The 21,550-nt window shown below is 69.5% G+C and carries 20 protein-coding genes and 1 tRNA gene; 10 read left to right on the top strand and 11 right to left on the bottom strand.

Annotated features, from left to right (window positions below):
• Positions 1-11: 11 nt before the first annotated feature.
• From rpoB to Dac01nite_RS08015, 10 genes are all read right to left on the bottom strand, one after another.
• Entirely contained in the window at positions 12-3,491 is a 3,480-nt protein-coding gene (rpoB, locus tag Dac01nite_RS07970) for a DNA-directed RNA polymerase subunit beta (protein WP_203655645.1), read from the bottom strand.
• Positions 3,492-3,831: 340 nt separating this feature from the next.
• On the bottom strand, positions 3,832-4,215 hold the full coding sequence (gene rplL, locus Dac01nite_RS07975) for a 50S ribosomal protein L7/L12 (protein WP_203655647.1): 384 nt from the start codon (positions 4,213-4,215) through the stop codon (positions 3,832-3,834).
• A 60-nt stretch (positions 4,216-4,275) separates the two neighbouring features.
• Positions 4,276-4,797 carry a 50S ribosomal protein L10 gene (gene rplJ, locus Dac01nite_RS07980; RefSeq protein ID WP_203655649.1) on the bottom strand — a complete coding sequence of 174 codons (522 nt, stop codon included), beginning with the start codon at positions 4,795-4,797 and terminating at the stop codon, positions 4,276-4,278.
• A 284-nt stretch (positions 4,798-5,081) separates the two neighbouring features.
• Positions 5,082-6,662 (bottom strand): glycosyltransferase family 2 protein, encoded by a 1,581-nt coding sequence (locus tag Dac01nite_RS07985; RefSeq protein WP_203655651.1) that lies wholly within the window; start codon positions 6,660-6,662, stop codon positions 5,082-5,084.
• A gap of 2 nt (positions 6,663-6,664) precedes the next feature.
• Complete coding sequence (locus Dac01nite_RS07990; RefSeq protein ID WP_203655653.1) at positions 6,665-8,473, bottom strand: polysaccharide pyruvyl transferase family protein; 1,809 nt, start codon at positions 8,471-8,473, stop codon at positions 6,665-6,667.
• A gap of 251 nt (positions 8,474-8,724) precedes the next feature.
• Positions 8,725-9,423: a 50S ribosomal protein L1 gene (rplA, locus tag Dac01nite_RS07995; RefSeq protein ID WP_203655655.1), complete on the bottom strand. Its 699-nt coding sequence runs from the start codon at positions 9,421-9,423 to the stop codon at positions 8,725-8,727.
• A gap of 64 nt (positions 9,424-9,487) precedes the next feature.
• Entirely contained in the window at positions 9,488-9,919 is a 432-nt protein-coding gene (gene rplK, locus Dac01nite_RS08000; protein ID WP_203655657.1) for a 50S ribosomal protein L11, read from the bottom strand.
• Positions 9,920-9,979: 60 nt separating this feature from the next.
• Positions 9,980-10,846 carry a transcription termination/antitermination protein NusG gene (gene nusG / locus Dac01nite_RS08005; protein ID WP_203655659.1) on the bottom strand — a complete coding sequence of 289 codons (867 nt, stop codon included), beginning with the start codon at positions 10,844-10,846 and terminating at the stop codon, positions 9,980-9,982.
• Between the two features lie 28 nt (positions 10,847-10,874).
• On the bottom strand, positions 10,875-11,132 hold the full coding sequence (gene secE, locus Dac01nite_RS08010; RefSeq protein ID WP_203655666.1) for a preprotein translocase subunit SecE: 258 nt from the start codon (positions 11,130-11,132) through the stop codon (positions 10,875-10,877).
• Positions 11,133-11,187: 55 nt separating this feature from the next.
• Positions 11,188-11,260 (bottom strand) — tRNA-Trp (locus tag Dac01nite_RS08015).
• Between the two features lie 216 nt (positions 11,261-11,476).
• Here Dac01nite_RS08015 and Dac01nite_RS08020 point away from each other — a divergent pair.
• Positions 11,477-12,688 (top strand): pyridoxal phosphate-dependent aminotransferase, encoded by a 1,212-nt coding sequence (locus Dac01nite_RS08020; protein WP_239066595.1) that lies wholly within the window; start codon positions 11,477-11,479, stop codon positions 12,686-12,688.
• Between the two features lie 30 nt (positions 12,689-12,718).
• On the opposite strand, the gene Dac01nite_RS08025 is transcribed toward Dac01nite_RS08020, so the two are convergent.
• On the bottom strand, positions 12,719-13,486 hold the full coding sequence (locus tag Dac01nite_RS08025; protein ID WP_203655670.1) for a DUF3995 domain-containing protein: 768 nt from the start codon (positions 13,484-13,486) through the stop codon (positions 12,719-12,721).
• A 78-nt stretch (positions 13,487-13,564) separates the two neighbouring features.
• On the opposite strand from Dac01nite_RS08025, the gene Dac01nite_RS08030 reads away from it, so the two are divergent.
• The 9 genes from Dac01nite_RS08030 (at position 13,565) to Dac01nite_RS08070 (ending at position 21,550) form a co-directional block, all read left to right on the top strand.
• The gene (locus Dac01nite_RS08030) at positions 13,565-14,125 is read left to right on the top strand and encodes a TetR/AcrR family transcriptional regulator (RefSeq protein WP_203655672.1); all 561 of its coding nucleotides are present in this window, start codon (positions 13,565-13,567) and stop codon (positions 14,123-14,125) included.
• Positions 14,126-14,147: 22 nt separating this feature from the next.
• Positions 14,148-15,014, top strand: a complete 867-nt coding sequence (locus Dac01nite_RS08035; RefSeq protein ID WP_203655674.1) for an ABC transporter ATP-binding protein — start codon at positions 14,148-14,150, stop codon at positions 15,012-15,014.
• Positions 15,011-15,829, top strand: coding sequence for an ABC transporter permease (locus Dac01nite_RS08040; protein WP_203655676.1), 819 nt, complete (start codon positions 15,011-15,013; stop codon positions 15,827-15,829). Before Dac01nite_RS08035 ends, Dac01nite_RS08040 begins: the two co-directional genes overlap by 4 nt.
• A 76-nt stretch (positions 15,830-15,905) precedes the next feature.
• Complete coding sequence (locus Dac01nite_RS08045; protein WP_203655678.1) at positions 15,906-16,523, top strand: hypothetical protein; 618 nt, start codon at positions 15,906-15,908, stop codon at positions 16,521-16,523.
• A 93-nt stretch (positions 16,524-16,616) separates the two neighbouring features.
• Entirely contained in the window at positions 16,617-18,008 is a 1,392-nt protein-coding gene (locus Dac01nite_RS08050; protein WP_203655680.1) for a sensor histidine kinase, read from the top strand.
• Positions 18,005-18,667 carry a response regulator transcription factor gene (locus Dac01nite_RS08055; protein WP_203655682.1) on the top strand — a complete coding sequence of 221 codons (663 nt, stop codon included), beginning with the start codon at positions 18,005-18,007 and terminating at the stop codon, positions 18,665-18,667. Before Dac01nite_RS08050 ends, Dac01nite_RS08055 begins: the two co-directional genes overlap by 4 nt.
• A 56-nt stretch (positions 18,668-18,723) precedes the next feature.
• On the top strand, positions 18,724-20,004 hold the full coding sequence (locus tag Dac01nite_RS08060; RefSeq protein WP_203655684.1) for a sensor histidine kinase: 1,281 nt from the start codon (positions 18,724-18,726) through the stop codon (positions 20,002-20,004).
• Complete coding sequence (locus tag Dac01nite_RS08065) at positions 20,001-20,687, top strand: response regulator (protein ID WP_203655686.1); 687 nt, start codon at positions 20,001-20,003, stop codon at positions 20,685-20,687. The genes Dac01nite_RS08060 and Dac01nite_RS08065 overlap by 4 nt, the downstream gene beginning before the upstream one ends.
• 119 nt (positions 20,688-20,806) lie before the next feature.
• Positions 20,807-21,550: an ABC transporter ATP-binding protein gene (locus tag Dac01nite_RS08070; protein WP_203655688.1), complete on the top strand. Its 744-nt coding sequence runs from the start codon at positions 20,807-20,809 to the stop codon at positions 21,548-21,550.

Genomic DNA, 21,550 nt, shown 5'->3' on the forward strand with positions numbered 1-21,550 from the left:
AGTTCCTTTGCTTAGATCTCGTCGACGCTCGAGGCGTCGGGGCGGCTGGACAGGGAGATGCCGAGCGACTCGGCGGCCTGGTACGCGTCGTCCTCGGACTCGCGCATCTCGACGACGTGACCCTCGGAGTTGAGGACCTCGACGTTCAGGCACAGCGACTGCATCTCCTTCATCAGCACGCGGAACGACTCCGGCAGGCCGGGGTCGGGGATGTTCTGACCCTTGACGATGGCCTCGTACACCTTCACGCGGCCCACCACGTCGTCAGACTTGATGGTCAGCAGCTCCTGGAGGGCGTAGGCGGCGCCATAGGCCTCGAGGGCCCAGACCTCCATCTCGCCGAAGCGCTGGCCACCGAACTGGGCCTTACCACCCAGCGGCTGCTGCGTGATCATCGAGTACGGACCGGTCGAGCGAGCGTGGATCTTGTCGTCCACGAGGTGGTGGAGCTTCAGGATGTACTTGTAGCCCACCGCCACCGGCTCGGGGAACGGCTCGCCGGAGCGGCCGTCGAACAGCCGCGCCTTGCCGTCGTCGTTCACCAGACGCTCGCCGTCCCTGTTGGGGTTGATGGTCGAGCGCAGGTTGATGAGGGTGTCCTCCTGGAGGCCGTCGAACACCGGGGTCGCGACCGGGGTGCCCGGCTCCGACCTGCGAGCGGCGTCCGGCAGGCGCTTAGCCCAGTCAGCCGTCACGTCGGTGGCGTCCCAGCCGTGCTTGGCCACCCAGCCGGTGTGGGTCTCGAGGACCTGACCGACGTTCATGCGGCCGGGCACGCCCAGCGGGTTGAGCACCACGTCGACCGGGGTGCCGTCCTCGAGGAACGGCATGTCCTCCTGCGGCAGGATCACCGAGATGACGCCCTTGTTGCCGTGGCGGCCGGCGAGCTTGTCGCCCTCCTGGATCTTGCGACGCTGCGCGATGTAGACGCGCACCAGCTCGTTGACGCCGGCAGGAAGGTCGTCGCCCTCCTCCTCGGTGAACACGCGGACGCCGATGACGGTGCCGGACTCGCCGTGAGGGACCTTGAGCGAGGTGTCGCGCACCTCGCGGGCCTTCTCGCCGAAGATCGCGCGCAGCAGGCGCTCCTCCGGGGTGAGCTCGGTCTCGCCCTTGGGCGTCACCTTGCCGACCAGGACGTCTCCGGCACGGACCTCGGCGCCGATGCGCACGATGCCGCGCTCGTCCAGGTCCGCGAGGACCTCCTCGGAGGCGTTCGGGATGTCGCGGGTGATCTCCTCGGGACCCAGCTTGGTGTCACGGGCGTCGACCTCGTGCTCCTCGATGTGGATCGAGGACAGGACGTCGTCCTCCACGAGGCGCTGCGACAGGATGATCGCGTCCTCGTAGTTGTGGCCCTCCCAGCACATGAAGGCGACGAGCAGGTTGCGGCCGAGCGCGAGCTCGCCGTTGTCCGTCGCGGGGCCGTCAGCGATCACGGAGCCCTCGACGAGCTTGTCGCCCTCGTCGACCAGCACGCGCTGGTTGTAGCTGGTGCCCTGGTTCGAGCGCTCGAACTTGGCGATGCGGTACGAGCCCGTGGTGCCATCGTCGTTCGCGACGGTGACCAGGTCAGAGCTCACCTCGGTGACGACTCCGGCCTTGGTGGCCACGACCACGTCGCCGGCGTCGATCGCCGCACGGCGCTCCATGCCGGTGCCGACCAGCGGCGCCTCGGAGCGGACCAGCGGGACCGCCTGACGCTGCATGTTGGCGCCCATGAGCGCGCGGTTGGCGTCGTCGTGCTCGAGGAACGGGATCAGGGCCGTCGCGACCGACACCATCTGGCGCGGCGAGACGTCCATGTAGTCCACGGCGTCGCGCGGCACGAACTCGACCTCGCCGCCCTTCGAGCGGACCAGGACGCGCTCCTCGGCGAACGAGTTGTCGTCGGACAGCTCGGCGTTGGCCTGCGCGATGACGAAGTGGTCCTCGTCGTCAGCCGTGAGGTAGTCGACCTTGTCCGAGACCTTGCCCTTGATGACCTTGCGGTACGGGGTCTCGACGAAGCCGAGCGGGTTCACGCGGCCGTACGTCGCGAGCGCGCCGATGAGGCCGATGTTCGGGCCTTCAGGCGTCTCGATGGGGCACATGCGGCCGTAGTGCGACGGGTGGACGTCACGGACCTCCATGCCGGCACGGTCGCGCGACAGGCCGCCCGGGCCGAGCGCCGACAGGCGGCGCTTGTTGGTCAGACCCGCGAGCGGGTTGTTCTGGTCCATGAACTGCGACAGCTGCGAGGTTCCGAAGAACTCGCGGATGGCGGCGACCACGGGGCGCGTGTTGATCAGGGTCTGCGGCGTGATGGCCTCGACGTCCTGAGTCGTCATGCGCTCGCGCACCACACGCTCCATGCGCGACAGGCCGGTGCGGATCTGGTTCTGGACCAGCTCGCCCACGGCGCGGATGCGACGGTTGCCGAAGTGGTCGATGTCGTCGGTCTCGACCTCGACGGTGCCCGCGAGGGACTCGAAGGTGGCGTGACCGGCGTGCGCGGCGGCGATGTACTTCACCGTGGCGATGATGTCGTCCACGCTGAGGACGGAGTCGCCCAGGGCCTTGCCGACCTTGAGCTTCTTGTTCAGCTTGAAGCGACCCACCTTGGCGAGGTCGTAGCGCTTGGCGTTGAAGTAGAAGTTGTCGAGCAGGTTCTGACCGGCCTCGACCGTGGGCGGCTCGCCCGGGCGGAGCTTGCGGTACAGGTCGACGAGCGCCTCCTCGTGGGAGTGCACCGTGTCCTTCTCGAGCGTCTCGAGGACGGCAGGGAAGTCCTTGAACTCGTCGGCGATCTGCTCGTCGCTCAGGCCGAGGGCCTTGAGGAACAGCGTGACCGGCTGCTTGCGCTTGCGGTCGACGCGGACGCCCACGGCGTCGCGCTTGTCGATCTCGAACTCGAGCCATGCTCCGCGCGAGGGGATGACCTTCGCGGTGAAGATGTCCTTGTCGGAGGTCTTGTCCGCCGTGCGCTCGAAGTACACGCCGGGCGAGCGGACCAGCTGCGAGACCACGACGCGCTCGGTGCCGTTCACGATGAACGTGCCCTTGGGCGTCATGAGCGGGAAGTCGCCCATGAACACGGTCTGCGACTTGATCTCGCCGGTCGTGTTGTTCATGAACTCCGCGGTCACGAACAGCTGTGCCGCGTAGGTGAAGTCCTTCTCCTTGCACTCCTCAGGAGTGTGGCGCGGCTCTTCGAAGTACGGGTCCGAGAAGCTCAGCGACATCGTCTGACCGAAGTCCTCGATGGGCGAGATCTCCTCGAAGATCTCCTGCAGTCCGGCGATCTCGGGGACGTCGTCGCGTCCCTCCTTCTTCGCAGCGTCGACACGGGCCTTCCAGGAGGCGTTGCCGACGAGCCAGTCGAAGCTCTCGGTCTGGATGCCGAGGAGGTTGGGGACCTCGATCGGCTCGTCGATCTGTGCAAAGGAGATGCGCGGTGATGCGGAGCGGTTGGCGATGGCAGTTGCCGAGGGGGTGCGCGAGGCAGCCAAGGGCGGGTCCTTCCCTTTTGATAGCGTGCGTGACGCGAGTCTTGAACCACGGCTCCACCGGACCCTGGGGCGAAACCACTCTCAGAGCGGACGCACGCCAGGTAGGCATGTGAGGGCAGGGCATAGACAGCGCAACTACCTACAGTAGTCGCGGCGCGCCGGATTGTCCACCCGGTGCGCGCTCATCGTCAAGCGCGCCGCACCGTAACGTCACCAGATCGTGACCCACTCCCCCTCACCTGGACGGCCGATGCCCGCATCGGCCGTCCCCGAAGGGCAAGCACAGAGGCCGGGCCGCCCCGAAGGGCGACCCGGCCTCTGCGTGGAGCGAGGGTCGGAACTACTTGAGCTCGACCGTGGCGCCGGCAGCCTCGAGCTGCTCCTTCGCCTTCTGCGCGTCCTCCTTCTTCGCGCCCTCGAGGACGGGCTTGGGAGCCTCGTCCACGAGCGCCTTGGCCTCACCGAGGCCGAGCGACGTGAGCGCGCGCACCTCCTTGATGACCTGGATCTTCTTGTCGCCGACGGCGGCGAGGATGACGTCGAACTCGTCCTTCTCCTCGACCTCCTCGGCGGCGGCGCCAGCGGCGACGGGGGCAGCGGCGGCGACCGGAGCGGCGGCGGTGACCTCGAAGGTCTCCTCGAACGCCTTGACGAACTCGGACAGCTCGATGAGCGAGAGCTCCTTGAACTGCTCGATGAGCTCCTCGGTGGAGAGCTTAGCCATGATGTGTTTCCTTACCTGTTATCTGCGTGGAGCAGGGGGGTGAGATGGGGTGCGCGGCCCTCAGGCCGCTTCTTCCTGCTTGGCACGCAGGGCGTCGACAGCACGCGCCGCCTGAGCGAGCGGTGCCTGGAACATGTATGCCGCACCGAACAGCGATGCCTTGAAGGCACCCGCTGCCTTGGCGAGCAGCACTTCGCGGGACTCGAGGTCTGCGAGCTTCTGGATCTCGGATGCCGAGAGCACATTTCCGTCGAGCACGCCGCCCTTGAGGACGAGCGCGTCGTTGGTCTTGCTGAACTCCTTCAGACCCTTTGCAGCCTCCACCGGATCACCGGTGACGAATGCAATGGCCGTGGGGCCCACGAAGAGGTCGTCGAGACCCTCCACGCCGGCTTCCTTGGCCGCGAGCGCCGTGAGAGTGTTCTTCGCGACCCTGTAGGTCGCGGCGCCGCGCAAGTTGCTACGCAGCTCAGCGAGCTGCGGAACAGACAGACCGCGGTACTCGGTGACGATGACAGCGTTGGACTCGCGGAAACGGTCCGCGATCTCCTTGACTGCCGCCACCTTGTCTGGCGTCGCCATGTTTGTCCTTCCTCTGGGTGACCGCCGTCGCCTCCTTGCGGAGACGGCCCGTCCCGGGAACAGACAAGGCCCCGCGCAGGCGGGGCCGGTGGCGCATCGGCCTCACACACGAAAGGCGACCCGAAGGTCGCCCTGAGGTGTGCGCGCGAAGCACTCTCGATCTCACCTGCGCTGGTCCCCGCTGCTGCGGGACTTCGGTCGTATCCGGATGCTCCGGACCCGACGACCGGCGGTCTTGGGCCTTGACAGCATACGCGACCGGCGGGGCCGCCCGCAACCGAGCGTCAGAGACCGTGGGGGCCGCGGACGAAGCGGACGGCGCCGGAGGGGCCGAAGGTGCGCACGTGGCGAGCCGCGAACAGCGACCGGCCCAGCCACGCCCGCGATCCCCAGGCGCGGGTGACCGCGGCGGCGCGAGCCTCGAGGTCCTCGTCCGTCGCCCAGCGCGAGCCCGAGCTCTCCCGCGGGTGCATCGCGATGGTGATGGGCACGGCCTCCGCACGCATGCCGGCGCGCATCACGTCAGCGATGAAGATGTACTCGTCGCCGAGGTACAGCCGGGCGCCGGCGCCGAACCGCTCGTCGAACCAGACGTCCTGCGCCTTGACCTGGTCCATGTCCACGACCATCTCGTAGGTCGCGGCCTTCCCGCTGGTCAGCAGCGACAGGCGGCGGTCCCGCGTCGTGTACTTCTTGCGCAGGTTGCCGTCCTCGTCGACGGCGCGTGCGAGCACCAAGGCCGCCCCCGTGTCCCGCATGTGCGCGACGACGTCGGAGATGCCGTCGAGGTCCACCGTCACGTCGTCGTCGCAGAACACCAGGTACTTGCGCGTCGCCTGGCGCATCACCTCGTTACGGCTCTTGGCGACGCCCCGAGAGCGCAGGACGGTGACGGCCGCCCCCTTGTCCTCGAGCGCCGCGATGGTCTCCTGCTCCGACTCCGACGGGCCCTGGTCGCCGCCGGTCTGGGCGACCACGACCACCTCAGCGCCGCGCATGGACGCCGGGTCCGGGATCCCCTCGAGCCGGGACGACAGGCTCGAGTAGCCGATGGTGACGTCGGGCAGCTGGCCGCGCCGTGCGCCGACGAGGCCCTTGTCGCGGTTCGCGAGCGCCCGGGCGAAGCGCATCGCGCCAGAGGACAGGTTGCTGAGCTGTCCGTACATCAGACGCAGGCCCAGGAACAGCACGATCGCGTTGTCGAGCGGCGCCTCCCCCGCGAGCACCTGCCACAGCAGCGCCCCGAGCATGAGCACCAGCGCCGCGGAGCCGATCATCGCGCCCTGCTCGCCCGTGATCACACGGGTGCGCACGCGCAGCGCGATCGAGTCCGAGCTGGGCTTGGCGCGCGTGTACGCGAACTCGCGCTGGATGCGCAGCTGACGGTCGAACATCGAGGCGACGAGGGCGATCACGAAGCCCGCGACGAACAGGTTGACGATGCCGATGAGCGGATCCAGCACGAGGAACAGGAGCGAGAACACCGCGGCCTGGACCAGCGTCGCGAGCACCCCGGTGAGCTCGAAGGCGAGCGCCCACTCCCAGCTCTGCTGACTGGGGCTGGGGGCGCGGTCGGAGTCCCTGAACGCGGTGTTGATCGCGCGCACCCGATAGGCCCGGGCGGCGTGCTGCATCCCGCGCGCCACGATGAAGGCCGCGAAGAAGATCGCGATCTGGACGAACACCGCCTGCGGATCGGTGCGGATCAGCTCGGGACCGTCGATGACCATCCCGGAGAACAGCTTCGCCACCGCCATCTCGGACAGCGGCACGATCGCGATGACCACGATGAGCCCCAGGATGACGTTCTTGTGGCGCCGCGCCGGGAACAGCTCACGCAGCGCACCCCACAGGTGCGCCAGCATCGTCAGGCGCCGGTCTCGTTCTCGAGCAGCTCGAGTCCGCGACGCATCGCGGCCTCGATCTCGTCCAGCTTCGCGTCGCTCACCTTCTCCTCGATCGCCATGCCGCGCAGGTCCACCTCACGGAGGTCGATCGGAACGTTGATGGGCTCGTAGACGCGCTGCAGGCCCGCGCCGCGCGAGTAGTCCTCGTACTTGATCCCCGTGCCGTGCACCGAGGACTCGAAGCCCTCGAACGTCACCAGGGTCACCGGGATGCCATACGCGTGGCATACGATCATCACGTGCATCGCGCTCGTCACGACCATGTCGTACTTGACGAGCGACTCGAGGAACTCCGCGATGTCGTCGGGGTGCGAGCGCAGCACGCTCAGCTCGTCGACGTCGGACGGCAGCTGCAGGTGGATCGGGATGTGCGTGTAGTGGCGCACCAGGGCGATGCGGCCGTTGGTCTCACCACGCGAGATGGGCAGCACCCTCGACACGAGCAGACCGGGGTCGCCGAACGAGTCGACGTCCTCGCCGCCGCTGTCCTTGAGCGCCTGCGCCGTGAGCGGGCCTCGCACCGAGACGTAGGTGGCCTTCTTGACCAGCTCGACGTCGAGGCTCGAGATGCCGGTGCCCACCACCACGGAGTTGCTCTTGATGAAGCGACCGATCGAGCCGATGCTCACAATGTTGGGCTTGCTCGACACCGCCGTCGGCGGCAGGAAGGTGATGGGACGCTCGGTGTAGTGAGCAGCGATGAGGGGGCTCAGCCAGTCGCCGAAGTTCCCAGGGAACGGACGGGCCCACCACACCATGGGAAGCGGCGATCCCTGGCCGCGGGAGGCGTAGTACGCGAACGCCTCCGCGCCGCGGATGGCGTTGCGCTCCTTGGTGGTGGGGATCCCCAGGCGGGTGAGGGCGGCGGCGCGATCCTGCAGCGCCTCGACATCGCCGTTCTGGCCGTGACGGAGGATCTCCCGCAGGATGGCCTGACGGTGCGGCGAGTCGGACGCCGCGCCAAGGGTCGCCTCGGCGGTCCCGAACGATCCTCCGGTGAGGACTCCCGTCACGCCGGCGGTGTCGGACACGCGGCGCAGCGTCTTCGCGGCGCGCGCAGGAAGCGCGCGCTCGGCGCGCTTGGCGGCCTTGCGACCTGCCTCCCGCACGCGCACGCTCAGCGGAATCTTGACGGTGTCCATGTCACCGGTGTGCTGGACGACCTTGCCCTTGAACTCCGCGACGTTGCCGCTCGAGCCGAACGAGAAGAAGGGGCGGGCATCCGTGTCGGCGCCCACCTCGGGGGCCACCACGGCCGTGCGAGGGAGCATCTGGAAGGACAGGGTGCCGGCGTTGGCGCGCCAGGACTCCTCGAAGAAGTAGTCGTCGGTCGCCTTGATGTCAGCGGAGCGCTCGTACTCGTACGCGTCACGGATGAACTTGCGTCCCATGGGGGTGGGCGCGATGCCGAAGAAGCAGGGCTCCCAGAAGCGCGTGCGGCGGTGGTAGCCGATCTTCAGCGGCGAGCCGAAGCCGCGCTGGAAGCCGAGGATGTCCGCGGTGAAGCCCGCGACGTACTCGGGGAGGTCGAGGAGCTTGCAGTCCACGTCGATCCAGAAGACGCGCTTGTCAGGGTGGCTCTCGCACACTCCCGCGAGGAAGCCGATCTTCTTGCGACAGATGTCTGCCCAGTCCTCGCCCTCCTTCTTCTCGACCTCTTCGAGGACGTGCTCGATCCCCAGGTTCTCGAGGTTCTTGCGAAGGCTCTCCGCGTGGGCGCGATAGTAGTCATCCGCCGTGTAGAACGAGCAGACGACGACTCCTGACATGTCCATGTGACTCCTTAGCGCTGGGCACGAGCCGCATGTCCACGCTCGAGTGCCGGGCGTCTTTGCCATTGATCGTAGTACGCGGCCCGCCGGTTCTCGGCGACCCCACGCGGTGATGGTCCGGCTCCCGGACGGGAGCCGGACCATGGCGCGCTGGGCCCCTCCGGGTAGGCGGGAGCCGCAGCGCACATGCTCTCAGACGTGCGGACCGGGGTCTCCGGACCGCGCGCGAGGGCGGCTGGTGTCAGGGACTACCTGTCGGCCTTGACCGCGGTGTCGACCGGGATGCCCGGGCCGGTGGTCGCGGAGACGGCGGCCTTGATGATGTAGCGACCCTTGGAGGCGGACGGCTTGACGCGCTGGACCTCGTCGAGCACGGCCTGGAAGTTCTCGAGCAGCTTCTCGTCGCCGAACGACGCCTTGCCGATCACCGTGTGCAGGTTGGCGTGCTTGTCGACGCGGAACTCGATCTTTCCGCCCTTGATGTCGGACACGGCCTTCGCCACATCCATCGTCACGGTGCCGGTCTTGGGGTTCGGCATGAGGCCGCGGGGTCCGAGGACCTTTCCGAGGCGTCCCACCTTGCCCATGAGGTCCGGGGTCGCGACCACGGCGTCGAAGTCCTGCTTGCCGTTCTGGACCTCTTCGATCAGCTCGTCGCCGCCCACGAAGTCGGCGCCGGCCTCGCGGGCCGCCTCCGCCTTGTCACCGTTGGCGAAGACCAGGACCCGAGCGGTCTTGCCGGTGCCGTGGGGCAGGATGACGGTGGAGCGGACCGACTGGTCCGCGTGGCGGGGGTCGACGCCGAGCTTGAACACGACGTCGATGGTCGAGTCGGTGTTCTTCGAGGACGTCTTCTGCGCGAGGCGCACGGCCTCGAGCGGGGTGTACAGCTGGGTGCGGTCGACGAGCTGCGCCGCATCCTTGTAAGCCTTGGAGCGCTTGGTCATCTGCTTCTCTTTCCTGTGCAGTCGTGGTTCCGGGCCAGCGCGGCCCTCCCACTGGGGTGGTGCGTCAGTTGACGGTGATGCCCATCGAACGCGCGGTTCCGGCGATGATCTTCGCGGCGGCGTCGATGTCGTTGGCGTTGAGGTCGCTCATCTTCTGCTCAGCGATCTCGCGAACCTGCGCATCGGTGATCGAGCCGACCTTGTCGGTGTGCGGGACGCCGGAGCCCTTCTGGACGCCTGCGGCCTTCTTGATGAGCTCTGCTGCCGGCGGGGTCTTCGTGATGAACGTGAAGGAACGGTCTTCGTAGACCGTGATCTCCACGGGGATCACGTTGCCGCGCTGCGACTCGGTGGCCGCGTTGTAGGCCTTGCAGAACTCCATGATGTTGACGCCGTGCTGACCGAGGGCGGGGCCCACGGGCGGCGCGGGGTTGGCGGCGCCTGCCTGGATCTGGAGCTTGATCAGGCCGGCGACCTTCTTCTTCGGTGCTGCCATGGTGGTTTCGGGTCCTTCTGTGTTTCGTGGCGACGGTTGCCGCCGGGTGTGCTGGGGGAACTAGATCTTCGTGACCTGGGTGAACCCCAGCTCGACCGGGGTCTCCCGGCCGAAGATGGAAACGAGGACGTGGAGCTTCTGAGACTCCACGCTGATCTCGGAGATGGTGCCGGGCAGGGTCGCGAACGGTCCGTCGATGACGGTGATCGACTCGCCGACCTCGAAGTCCACCTCGACGGCCTTGGCCGCCGAGTCGGGCTCGGGCTCGGACGACGACGTCGCGGGCTGCGACGGCGCGAGCATGCCGTACACCTCGTCGAGGGTGAGCGGCACGGGCTGCTGGGCGTGACCGACGAATCCGGTCACTCCAGGGGTGTTGCGGACGGTGCCCCACGACTCGTCGGTGAGGTCCATGCGCACCAGGACGTATCCGGGCATGCGCACGCGGGTGACCAGCTTGCGCTGGCCGTTCTTGACCTCGGTGACGTCCTCCATGGGGACCTCGACCTGGAAGATGTAGTCCTCCATGTGGAGGCTGGCGCGACGGTGCTCGATGGCCTGCTTGACCCGCTTCTCGTGACCCGAGTAGCTGTGGACCACGTACCAGTCGCCCTCCTGCATGCGCAGCTCGAGGCGGAAGTCCTCGGCCGGGTCCTCCGCAGGCTCGGCGGGAGCGTCCTCGACCGCGATCGCCTCAGCGGTCTCGGCCTCGACCACGTCCTCCGACGCGTCGCCGGGGACGGTGTCGTCGTCGCCCTCGACCACCGCGTCCTCCGGGGCGTCGCTCAGCGACGCCTCGTCGACGGCAGGCGTGGTCTCGTCCGCGGGCGCATCGGCGGCCTCCTGGGCACGCTCGGTCGCCTCGGCGATGTCGGCCACCAGCTCATCGAGCTTGTCGCCTGCTGCGTCGAGCTTGTCGTCACTCACGGGTGATCACTTACCTTTCAGGTGGCCGTCAGGCGCCGAAGACGGCAGCCGACAGCCAGTTGAATACGAAGTCCAGCACGAACACGATGACCATCATCACCGCGACGAACGCGAGGACGATCCAGATGTAGCGGATGAGCTCCTCACGCGTGGGGGTGACCACGCGCTTGAGCTCGGAGATCACCTGACGCACGAACAGCGCGATGCGGCCGAAGATGCTCCGGCCCTCGCGGCTCTCGTGCCGCGGGTCCTTGTCTCCGGAATCCGTCACGGCAGATTCGCTCACCAGGAAGTCCTTACGTGTGTGGGGGTGCTGTGCGGCGCGGACGCGCCACGCTCCGCAGGGCAGGAGGGACTCGAACCCCCAACCGTCGGTTTTGGAGACCGATGCGCTACCAATTGCGCCACTGCCCTTCGGGAGAGGTGGGAACTCCCGCGGATCTCGACAGCCACCGTCAAACCGCGCCGGGGCGCGAGTCATCATGACGACTGTCAATCGCCGACTTGCAATAGTACGGGTTCCGGCGCGGGAATGCGAACCGGCCCCTGCGGCCGGTGCGAGCATCGGCCGTCCGCATGCGCGACCCGGGCCGCGCCCCTCGGGTGACCCTACCGCGCAGACGTGGAAGAATCAGGGCCGTGACCTCCAAGAACCGCGTCTCCGCCCGCCTTGGCGCCATCGCGCCGTCCGCCACCCTCGCCGTCGATGCGAAGGCGAAGGCCCTGAAGGCCGCTGGCCGCCCCGTCATCGGGTTCGGCGCCGGCGAGCCTGACTTCCCCACGCCGCAGTTCATCGTCGACGCCGCGATCGAGGCCGCCAAGGACCCCAGGAACCACCGCTACACGCCCGCAGCCGGACTGCCGGAGCTGCGCCAGGCGATCGCGGACAAGACCCGGCGCGACTCGGGCTATGAGATCGACCCCGCCACGACCCTGGTCACGAACGGCGGCAAGCAGGCGGTGTTCCAGGCCTTCGCCGCTGTGCTCGACCCCGGCGACGAGGTCATCCTGCCCGCCCCGTACTGGACCACCTACCCCGAGGCGATCAGCCTCACCGGCGCACGGCCCGTCGAGGTGTTCGCCGGCGCGGACCAGGACTACCTCGTCACGGTCGACCAGCTCGAGGCCGCCCGCACGGACGCCACCAAGGCGCTGCTGTTCTGCAGCCCGTCGAACCCCACGGGCGCCGTGTACTCCCCCGAGGCGACGCAGGCCATCGGCGAGTGGGCCCTCGAGCACGGCATCTGGGTCATCACCGACGAGATCTACGAGCACCTGCTCTACGACGACGCGCAGTTCACCCCCATGCTCTCCGTGGTCCCCGATCTCGCGGACACGTGCATCGTCCTCAACGGCGTGGCGAAGACCTACGCGATGACCGGCTGGCGCGTGGGCTGGATGGTGGGCCCCCAGGACGTCATCAAGGCGGCCACCAACTTCCAGAGCCATCTCACGAGCAACGTCGCGAACGTCTCGCAGCGCGCCGCGATCGCGGCGCTGAACGGCGGCCTCGAGGAGGTCGAGCAGATGCGCACGGCCTTCGACCGCCGCCGGCGCACCATGGTGGACATGCTGTCCGCGATCGACGGCTTCCAGGTGCCGACTCCGACCGGCGCGTTCTATGCCTACCCGTCGGTGGAGGGCGTGCTGGGCCGTGAGATCCGCGGCCGCGTCGCGACCACCTCGGCGGAGCTCGCGACCATCATCCTCGAGGAGGCCGAGGTCGCGATCGTGCCGGGAGAGGCGTTCGGCCCGTCGGGCTTCGCGCGACTCAGCTACGCGCTGGGCGACGACGACCTGGCCGAGGGCGTGGGCCGCATCCAGAGGCTGCTCGCCGAGTAGCGGCGACCGCCCCGGCGGCCGATGCGCGGCTCACCCCAGGGCGAGAGCGGCGGCGGCACCCGTGGCGAGCAGCGCGGCGGCGGGCGTCCACCAGCGATCGTCCGCCCGCGCGAACCCGGTGTCGCGCACGCGCTTGGTGACCCCCATCCAGCGTCCGTCACCGATGACCCGCAGCGAGAGCACCACGAGCGCCGCGATCAGGAGCCAGCGTGCCCACCCCGCAGGCTCCCCGGAGGCGCTGAGCAGCACGAGGATCGCGTAGACGGTCAGGAGCACGGCGACGCCCACGGTGGGCACGGGCCCGGGGACGAACGTGCGCTCGCCGCCGTCCGATCGCTGCGGCACCACGTTGGCGACACCCCGGCGTGAGCCGAGCGTCCATGCCACATGGAACCCTGCCGCCACGAGCGCCACGACCACCGCGACCGCGACCACGCTTCCCAGCAGCCAGGCGGGGAGCATGCCGGCGGAGCCGAGCGCCAGCAGTCCCGCCGCGAGGAACCCTGGCCAGGCGAGGTGGCCGGGCAGCACCGCGAGGATGATGGCCGCGGCACTCAGGCACGTGGCAGCGAAGGTCACGGCGACGGGGACGCCCACGAGCGTGGCTGCGAGCGCCCACCACGCGAGAGTGGTGAGGTGCCAGGCGAACCGCAGCAGACGGTCGATGGCGCCCCTCGGGATCGCGGGGATGGACCACGTGCGCGAGGCGAGGAGGGGCCGCAGGATCTGCGCCTCCCCGAGCGCCGAATGCGCGATGCCGATGCCCACCAGGATGATCGCCGCTGCCCATGCCGCCATTGATGTCGCCTCTCGCCGTGGCACGCCATACGGTGCCGTATGGAGAGGCTAGGACATACGGTGGCGTATGGTCAAGGCATGGCCACCCTCACCGCGCGCGACTGGACCGTCGCCGCCGCCACCCGACTGGCCACCCACGGGGCGGACCAGGTGCGGGTCGAGCCCCTCGCCGAGGGCCTCGGGGTCTCGAAGGGCTCCTTCTACTGGCACTTCGCCAACCGCGACGCACTGCTGGAGTCGGTGCTGGAGCTGTGGGAGGAGCGCGGCACGGAGGCGATCATCGCCCACGTGGAGGCCGAGCAGTCCGACGCGCAGGCGCGCCTGCGCGCACTCGTGCACCACACCTTCGGCCAGCCGGAGCACGATGGCATCGAGCTCGGCATCCGCGCCTGGGCCGTCAGGGACGATCGAGCCCGCACGGTCGCGGCGCGCGTCGACGCGCGGCGCATCGAGTACGTGGCGGGCTTGATCGAGAGCTGCGGCCTCGCTCCCGCGGCGGCACTCACCCGCTCGCAGCTCCTGTACCGCACGCTCATCGGTGAGTTCGTGCTGCGTTCGCACGGCCACCCGCGGCTGGATGAGCGCGAGCTGGACCGCCTCGCGGCGACGCTCACCCGCGAGGCCGATGCGCGCCCATGAGGGCGCCGCTAGCCTCGTGTGCATGACCGACACCGCGATAGCCGTCAGCGGCCTGCGCAAGACCTACGGCGAACTGGTCGCCGTGGCCGATCTCGACCTCGAGATCCGCCGCGGCGAGGTGTTCGCGCTCCTCGGCCCCAACGGCGCCGGGAAGTCGACGACCGTCGAGATCCTCGAGGGGTTCCGCAAGCGCACCGCGGGCGACGTGACCGTGCTGGGCGAGGACCCCCAGCACGCGGACCGCGCGTTCCGCGAGCGCATCGGCGTCATGCTGCAGACCACCTCGGGGCGGTCCTTCCTGTCCGCGCGCGAGGCGCTGCACCACGCCGCCAAGCTCTACCCGCACGCGCGGGGCGTGGACGACACCCTCGCGGCCGTGGGTCTCGAGGCGAAGGCGAACGTCAAGCCACAGCTGCTGTCCGGCGGCCAGCGCCGCCGGCTCGACGTCGCGCTCGCGGTCATCGGCCGCCCCGAGCTGGTGTTCCTGGACGAGCCCACCACCGGCTTCGACCCTGAGGCACGGCGCCAGTTCTGGCGGCTCATCGAGTCCCTCAAGGACGACGGCACCACGATCGTGCTCACCACCCACTATCTGGACGAGGCGGACTACCTGGCGGACCGCATCGGCATCATCGCCCAGGGCTCGCTGGTGGCGCTCGACACCCCTGCGGGGCTGCGGGCGCGCGCCACCGGCGCGCAGGTGAGCTGGACCGAGGCCGGCGAGCCGCGCACCGAGTCCACAACCACGCCGTCGGCATTCCTGCGCACGCTGCTCTCGCGTCACGACGGCGAGATCCAGCACCTCGAGGTGCGCCACCCGTCGCTCGAGGACGTCTACCTCGACCTCGTCGGTCTCGACCAGCCCGCCCTCGCCCAGGAGGCGTCATGACCACCACCGCGACGACCCGTCCCACCTGGACGAGCCTGGCGCTCGATCGCCTGGTGGTGGACCTCAAGGACTTCACCCGTTCACGCGAGCAGATGATCTTCATCTTCGCGTTCCCGCTGCTGCTGCTCGCGATGTTCGGCGCGATCTTCGGCGGCCAGACCCTGGGCGACACCGGCGTGACCTTCTCGCAGTACCTCATGGCCGGCATGGTCGCCAGCGGCATCCTCAACACCGGGTTCCAGTCGCTCGCCATCTCGATCGCGATCGACCGCGACGAGGACGCGCTCAAGCGCATCCACGCCACGCCGCTGCCCGCGACGGCGTTCTTCGCGGGAAAGATCGCGCAGGTGCTGCTCGTCTCGCTGGTGCAGATCGCGATCCTCGTGGCCATGGGCGTCGCGCTCTACGACGTCCAGGTGCCGTCCGGATCGCAATGGCTCACGTTCGCGTGGGTGTTCCTGCTGGGCACGGCGGCGTCGACCGCCCTGGGCATCGCCACCAGCTCGCTGCTGCGCAACGCGAAGGCAGCCTCGGCGATCCTCACCCCCATCGTGCTGTTCCTGCAGTTCACGTCCGGCGTGTTCTTCGTGTTCACCCAGCTGCCCGAGTGGCTTCAGCACGTGGCAGAGGTGTTCCCCCTGAAGTGGCTCGCACAGGGCATGCGATCGGTGTTCCTGCCGGAGTCCTTCGCGGCACAGGAGGCCGCGGGAAGCTGGCAGCACGGGCTCACGGCCGCGGTGCTCGCCGTGTGGTTCGTCATCGGCCTCGTCGTCGCGGTGCGCACGTTCCGCTGGCAGCGACCCGACGACCGCTGAGGCATCCAGGACCACGGCCGATGCGCTCGTGCGGTTCTGAGAGCACCCTCAGGGCGTGCGGGGCACACTGGACGCCATGAATGCTCCGAGCATCCGTACCGTGGCCGTGGCCACCGCGTTCCTGGGGCTGTCGCTCGTGGTGGCCGGAGCCGCGACGGCGATGACGGCGCAGCCCAGCGACGAGCCGGTCGCCACGGCGGTGACCATCGAGCAGGGTCCGGCGAACGACGCCTCGCTGCAGAGCTCAGCGGACGAGGCGCCCCCGGCCACCGCGGTCGAGGTGCCGGCAGCGCCCATCGAGTGCACGCCGGAGGGCGTGTGCGGCGTCCAGCCGCCACAGACGTCCACGGTGGCGAACGACGTGAGTGCCAGCGAGACGGAGCCGGCGGCCGCGACGTCCGCCTCGCACGCGAGCGCCCCCGAGTCATGCGACCTCCCGGTGCGTCCTGAGCGGCCCGAGCACGGCGACCGCCGCGCGTGGGAGCGCAGCGTGAGGGCGTGGGCGGAGGACCTCGCCGCGGCGGCGCAGGACTGCGGTCTCGAGACCGCGGACTGGCGCAGGGAGATGGCCGAGGCGTCGTGGGAGGAGCACCGGTCGCGCTGGTCGGGCCACGACCATGGCCGCCACCACGCCTCACGCGGCTGGGATTCGCACCGCCTCAGCGACCGCGCATGGAGCCACCGGGAACGGTGATGCCGTCTTCCGCGGCGGCACGGGCGGTAGCGTGGGCCTCGGGAGGGTCCTATCGCGCGCCTGTATGACACGCTCACGCGCCCGGCACGCCGCATGTCCGTCCGGGCGCGCGTCCTCGCGTACCTGGTGGGCCTCACCGCTCTCGCGCTGACCGTCGCAGGAATCACCGCGTTCGGGATCGAACGCGCCCGCATCGACGCCTCGATCACCGAGGTGATCGCGTTGCGCACCGAGGCGTTCATCGACCTGGCGAACGAGCCGAACCCCGCCACCGGCGAGCCCTACGCCTCGTCCGACGACCTCATGCGCGAGGCGATGATCCGCATGGTCGCCACGCCCACGGAGAGCGCCGTGGCCCATGACGGCACCATCCCGCGCTTCGTGCCCTCAGCGCCCAACCGGCTCCGCCTCGAGGATGATCGCGAGTTCCTGGAGGCGGCCTCGGACAACGCCACCGAGGTCGTGCGCGTGCGCTCGACCATCACGGAGCTGGCGGACTACCGCTATGCCGCGGTGCCGATCGTCGAGCCGGACGGCACCACGGTGGGCGTGTTCACGATCGCCACGGACCGCGGCGCGCTCATCGACAACCTGCGCGAGACCTTCCGCCTCTACGCCCTCGTGGCGGCGGTCGCGCTCGCGATGATCGGCGTGGTCGCCTGGACCACCGTGGGGCGCATGCTGCGCCCCATCTCCGTGCTCGAGGAGAAGGCGCGCCACATCAACGAGCACGACCTGGCCGAGCGCATCCCGGTCACGGGGCACGACGACCTGTCGCGGCTCACGCGCACGGTGAACGGCATGCTCGACCGCCTGGAGCGGGCGTTCGCGGACCAGCGTCAGCTGCTCGACGACGCCTCGCACGAGCTGCGCACCCCGCTCGCGATCATGCGCACCAACCTCGAGCTGATCGAGCCGCGCGACCCGGACGAGGTGCAGCGCACGCAGCGCGACCTGCTGGACGAGGTCAACATGATGTCGCGCCTCGTCGACGACCTGGTCACGCTCGCCAAGTCCGACCGCCCCGAGTTCGTGCTGCGCGAACGGGTCGACCTCCACGAGCTCACCGAGACCACGTTCGCGCGGGCCACGGCACTGGGCGAGCGCGACTGGCAGCTCGAGTCGACCGGGACGGGCGCCATCATGGTCGACGCGCAGCGCATCACGCAGGCGTGGCTGCAGCTCGCGGCCAACGCGGTGAAGTTCTCGCCCGAGGGCTCGACGGTGGCGCTCGGGACGGCGATCGTCGGAGCCGAGGCCCACCTGTGGGTGCGCGACGAGGGCATCGGGCTCGCGCCCGAGGACCAGGCGCGCGTGCTCGAGCGCTTCAGCCGCGTCGACCCCGAGGCGGAGGGCGCCGGCCTCGGACTGCCCATCGCGGCGGCGATCGCGGCGGCGCACGGGGGCCGTCTCGCCGTAGATTCGACCCTGGGAGAGGGCTCGGCGTTCGCGCTGATCATTCCCCGGAACGGAGGAACGTCATGATTCGGATGCTGCTGGTGGAGGACGAGGACAAGCTGGTCGCGACCCTCACGCAGGGCCTGCGCACGGCCGACATCGCCGTCACGAGCGCACGCACCGGACGCGAGGGGCTCGCCCTGGCGATCGAGAACGACTTCGACATCATGGTCCTGGACATCGGCCTGCCGGATCAGGAGGGGTTCACCGTGCTGCGTCGACTGCGCGCGACGGGCTCCGACCTCCCCGTGATCATCCTCACGGCGCGCACGTCCGCCGAGGACACGGTGCGGGGCCTCGAGCGAGGCGCGGACGACTACATGGCGAAGCCGTTCAGCTTCGACGAGCTGGTGGCGCGCGTGCGCCTGCGCGCTCGCACCCCCGGCGAGGGCGAGCAGCCGGAGACGGGCACTCTGCGCGTGGGCCGCTGCGAGCTCGACCCGGTGGACCGCACGCTGCTGTGCGGGGGCGCGGAGATCCCGCTCAGCCCACGCGAGTTCCAGCTCGCGCAGCTGCTCATGTCGCGGCGAGGCGAGGTGGTGCCGCGGGCGGACGCGCTCAACGAGGTCTGGGGCGCCGCCGCCAAGGACAACGTGCTCGACGTGTACATCCGCTACCTGCGCACGCACCTGGGACCGGACGCGATCGAGACGGTCCGGGGGGTCGGCTACCGCTTCGTGGGCTGAGCGCTCGTGCGCACGGCCGATGCGCCGGTCGTTCCAGGGGCTTACGCTGTGGAGCCATGGACCTGAGGCCCCCGCGCTGGAACGATGCGCTCGTCGCCGCAGGCCTGCTCATCCTCGGGGTGCTGTGGGCGGTCTCGCTCGACAGCGCCGAGCTGCTGTCCGCGTCGCGCGACATGGACCTGTGGGGCTACCTGCTGCTGATCGGTCAGGTGATCCCGCTGATCTGGCGTCAGCGCTTCCCGCGCGCGGTGCTGTGGCTCACGGGCAGCGTCTGGGTGGTGACGGTGGGTCTGGGCTACGAGTCCGGACCGGCCATGCTCGCGGTCTTCGTCGCGATCTACGGTGTGGGTGCGTACCTGCCGCGCTGGACGGCGATCAGGCATGGCGCCGTGCTGCTGGGCGTCATGATGACGTGGACGGCGGCAGGGCTCGCGACCTACGACAACATCCCCTGGTCCGCGCTCGTGGCCGTGCCGCTGGGAGTCCTGATCCCGCTTGCGCTGGGCATCGCGGACCGGCGCCGCCGCCAGCGCATCACCGAGCTGGAGGTCGCCAACGTCAGGCGTGAGCAGGCCGGCTTCGAGGCCGCGACGGACGCGGTGCGCGCGGAGAGGGCCCGCATCGCGCGCGAGCTCCACGACGTGGTCGCGCACGAGATCACCGTCATGACCCTGCAGGCCGAGGGCGCCCGCCGCACGCTCGGAGAGCGCGACCCCGAGATTCGGGAGGCGCTCGCCACCATCGCGGCGTCTGGCCGCACGGGACTCGAGGAGATGCAGCGCATGATCGGGGTGCTGCGCGCCTCCGAGCAGGAGGCCAACGAGCGCGCGGACGCGGATCGCGCCCTCGCGGCCGGGACGGCTCCCCCGCGCGCGAGCGTGCTCGACGGTCTGTCGCCCATGCCATCGCTGGCTGCGCTGCCCACGCTCGTGCGTCACGTCCAGGAGTCAGGGCTGCCGGTCACGCTCGAGATCTCTGGCTCGGCGCACGTGCCCGCGGGAGTCGAGGTGAGCGCCTATCGCATCGTGCAGGAAGCGCTGACGAACGCCCTCAAGCACGCAGGGTCAGGGGCGCGCGCGGAGGTCACGGTCAAGCGCACGGCCGATGCGGTGCGCATCACCGTGGTCGACGACGGTCGCGGAGCCACCTCCGAGACCGTGAGGCTCCCAGGAGGCCACGGCCTGACCGGCATGGCGGAGCGGGTCCAGGCGCTGGGCGGCTCGCTGTCGCATGGGTCCCGCCGTGGCGGAGGCTTCGAGGTGCACGCCGTGCTGCCGTCGGGAGACGATCAGATCCGGGGCGACAGGCCCGCCACAGCAGAAGGAGTGACAGCGTGATCCAAGTGGGACTGGTCGACGATCAGGCGATGGTGCGCGTGGGTCTCAAGATGATCCTCGAGGCGGAGCCCGACATCGAGATCGTGGGCGAGGCTTCCGACGGCGCCGACGCGGTCGCCCTGGTGCGCGACCACGCGCCTCACGTGGTGCTCATGGACATTCGCATGCCCGGGATGGACGGCCTCGCCGCCACCGAGCAGGTCCTCGCAGCCCACCCCGACGCCCACGTGGTGATCCTCACCACGTTCGATGACGACGAGTACGTCTACCAGGCCCTGCGCGTGGGTGCGTCGGGGTTCCTGCTCAAGAGCGCGGACGGCGACACGCTCGTCAATGCGGTCCGCGTGGTCGCCTCCGGCGAGGCGCTGCTGGCGCCAGAGGTCACCCGCCGCGTGATCGAGCGCTTCGCCGGCCGGGACCTGGAGCCGCTCGGCGCGCCTGCCGACCCGGAGACCCACGTGCCCTCCCCCGAGGCCATCGGCGACCTGTCGGAGCGCGAGGTGGAGGTGCTGCAGCTCATGGCGCGCGGCATGTCCAACCAGGAGATCGCATCCGAGCTATTCGTCTCCCCCACCACCGTCAAGACACACGTGAGCCACATCCTCACCAAGCTCGGAGTGCGCGACCGCGTGCAGGCCGTGGTCGAGGCCTACGACTCCGGCATCGTCCTTCCGCGCGGCTGAGCCCGCAAGGGTCATCCCTGAGGACGACGGAGCCGAACCGTTCTCGCGAGGGATATCCGTGCATCGGCCGCCGTTGGCAGACTGGTCCCGTTCGACCCCCTCAGATGAAAGGTCACCCCATGACGACCACGGCTGCTCCCGCGCTCGCGGCGACGATGCGCGACGGCTACAAGGACTACGGCTTCGGCGACGCCGCCGTGCGCGCCCTCAACGGCGTCAACGTCGACATCGCCCGCAGCGAGTTCACGGCGATCATGGGCCCGTCCGGCTCCGGCAAGTCCACCCTGCTCCACACCCTCGCAGGGCTCGACCGGCTCACGGCAGGCGCGTCGACCATCGCGGACACCACGATCACGACGCTCAGCGAGGCTCAGATCACCGAGGTGCGACGCAAGTACATCGGCTTCGTCTTCCAGTCGTTCAACCTCATCCCCTCGCTCACCGCGAAGGAGAACATCACGCTGCCGCTGGACATCTCCGGCACGGACGTCGACAAGGCGTGGTTCGACGAGATCATTGGGATCCTCGGGCTGGGTGACCGCCTGACCCACCTGCCGGCCGAGCTGTCCGGCGGCCAGCAGCAGCGCGTCGCGGTCGCACGCGCGCTCGTGTCGCGCCCCGAGATCATCTTCGCGGACGAGCCGTCCGGCAACCTCGACTCGCGCTCCGGCGCGGAGCTGCTGGGCTTCATGCAGCGCGCCGTCAAGGAGTTCGGCCAGACCATCGTGATGGTCACCCACGACCCCACCGCCGCGTCCTACGCGGACCGGATCCTGTTCCTCGAGGACGGTCAGATCGTGGACGAGATGCGCGAGCCCACCGCGGAGCGCGTGCTCGACCGCATGAAGCAGATGGGGCACTAG

Source organism: Demequina activiva, assembly GCF_016862815.1.
Classification (GTDB): domain Bacteria; phylum Actinomycetota; class Actinomycetes; order Actinomycetales; family Demequinaceae; genus Demequina; species Demequina activiva.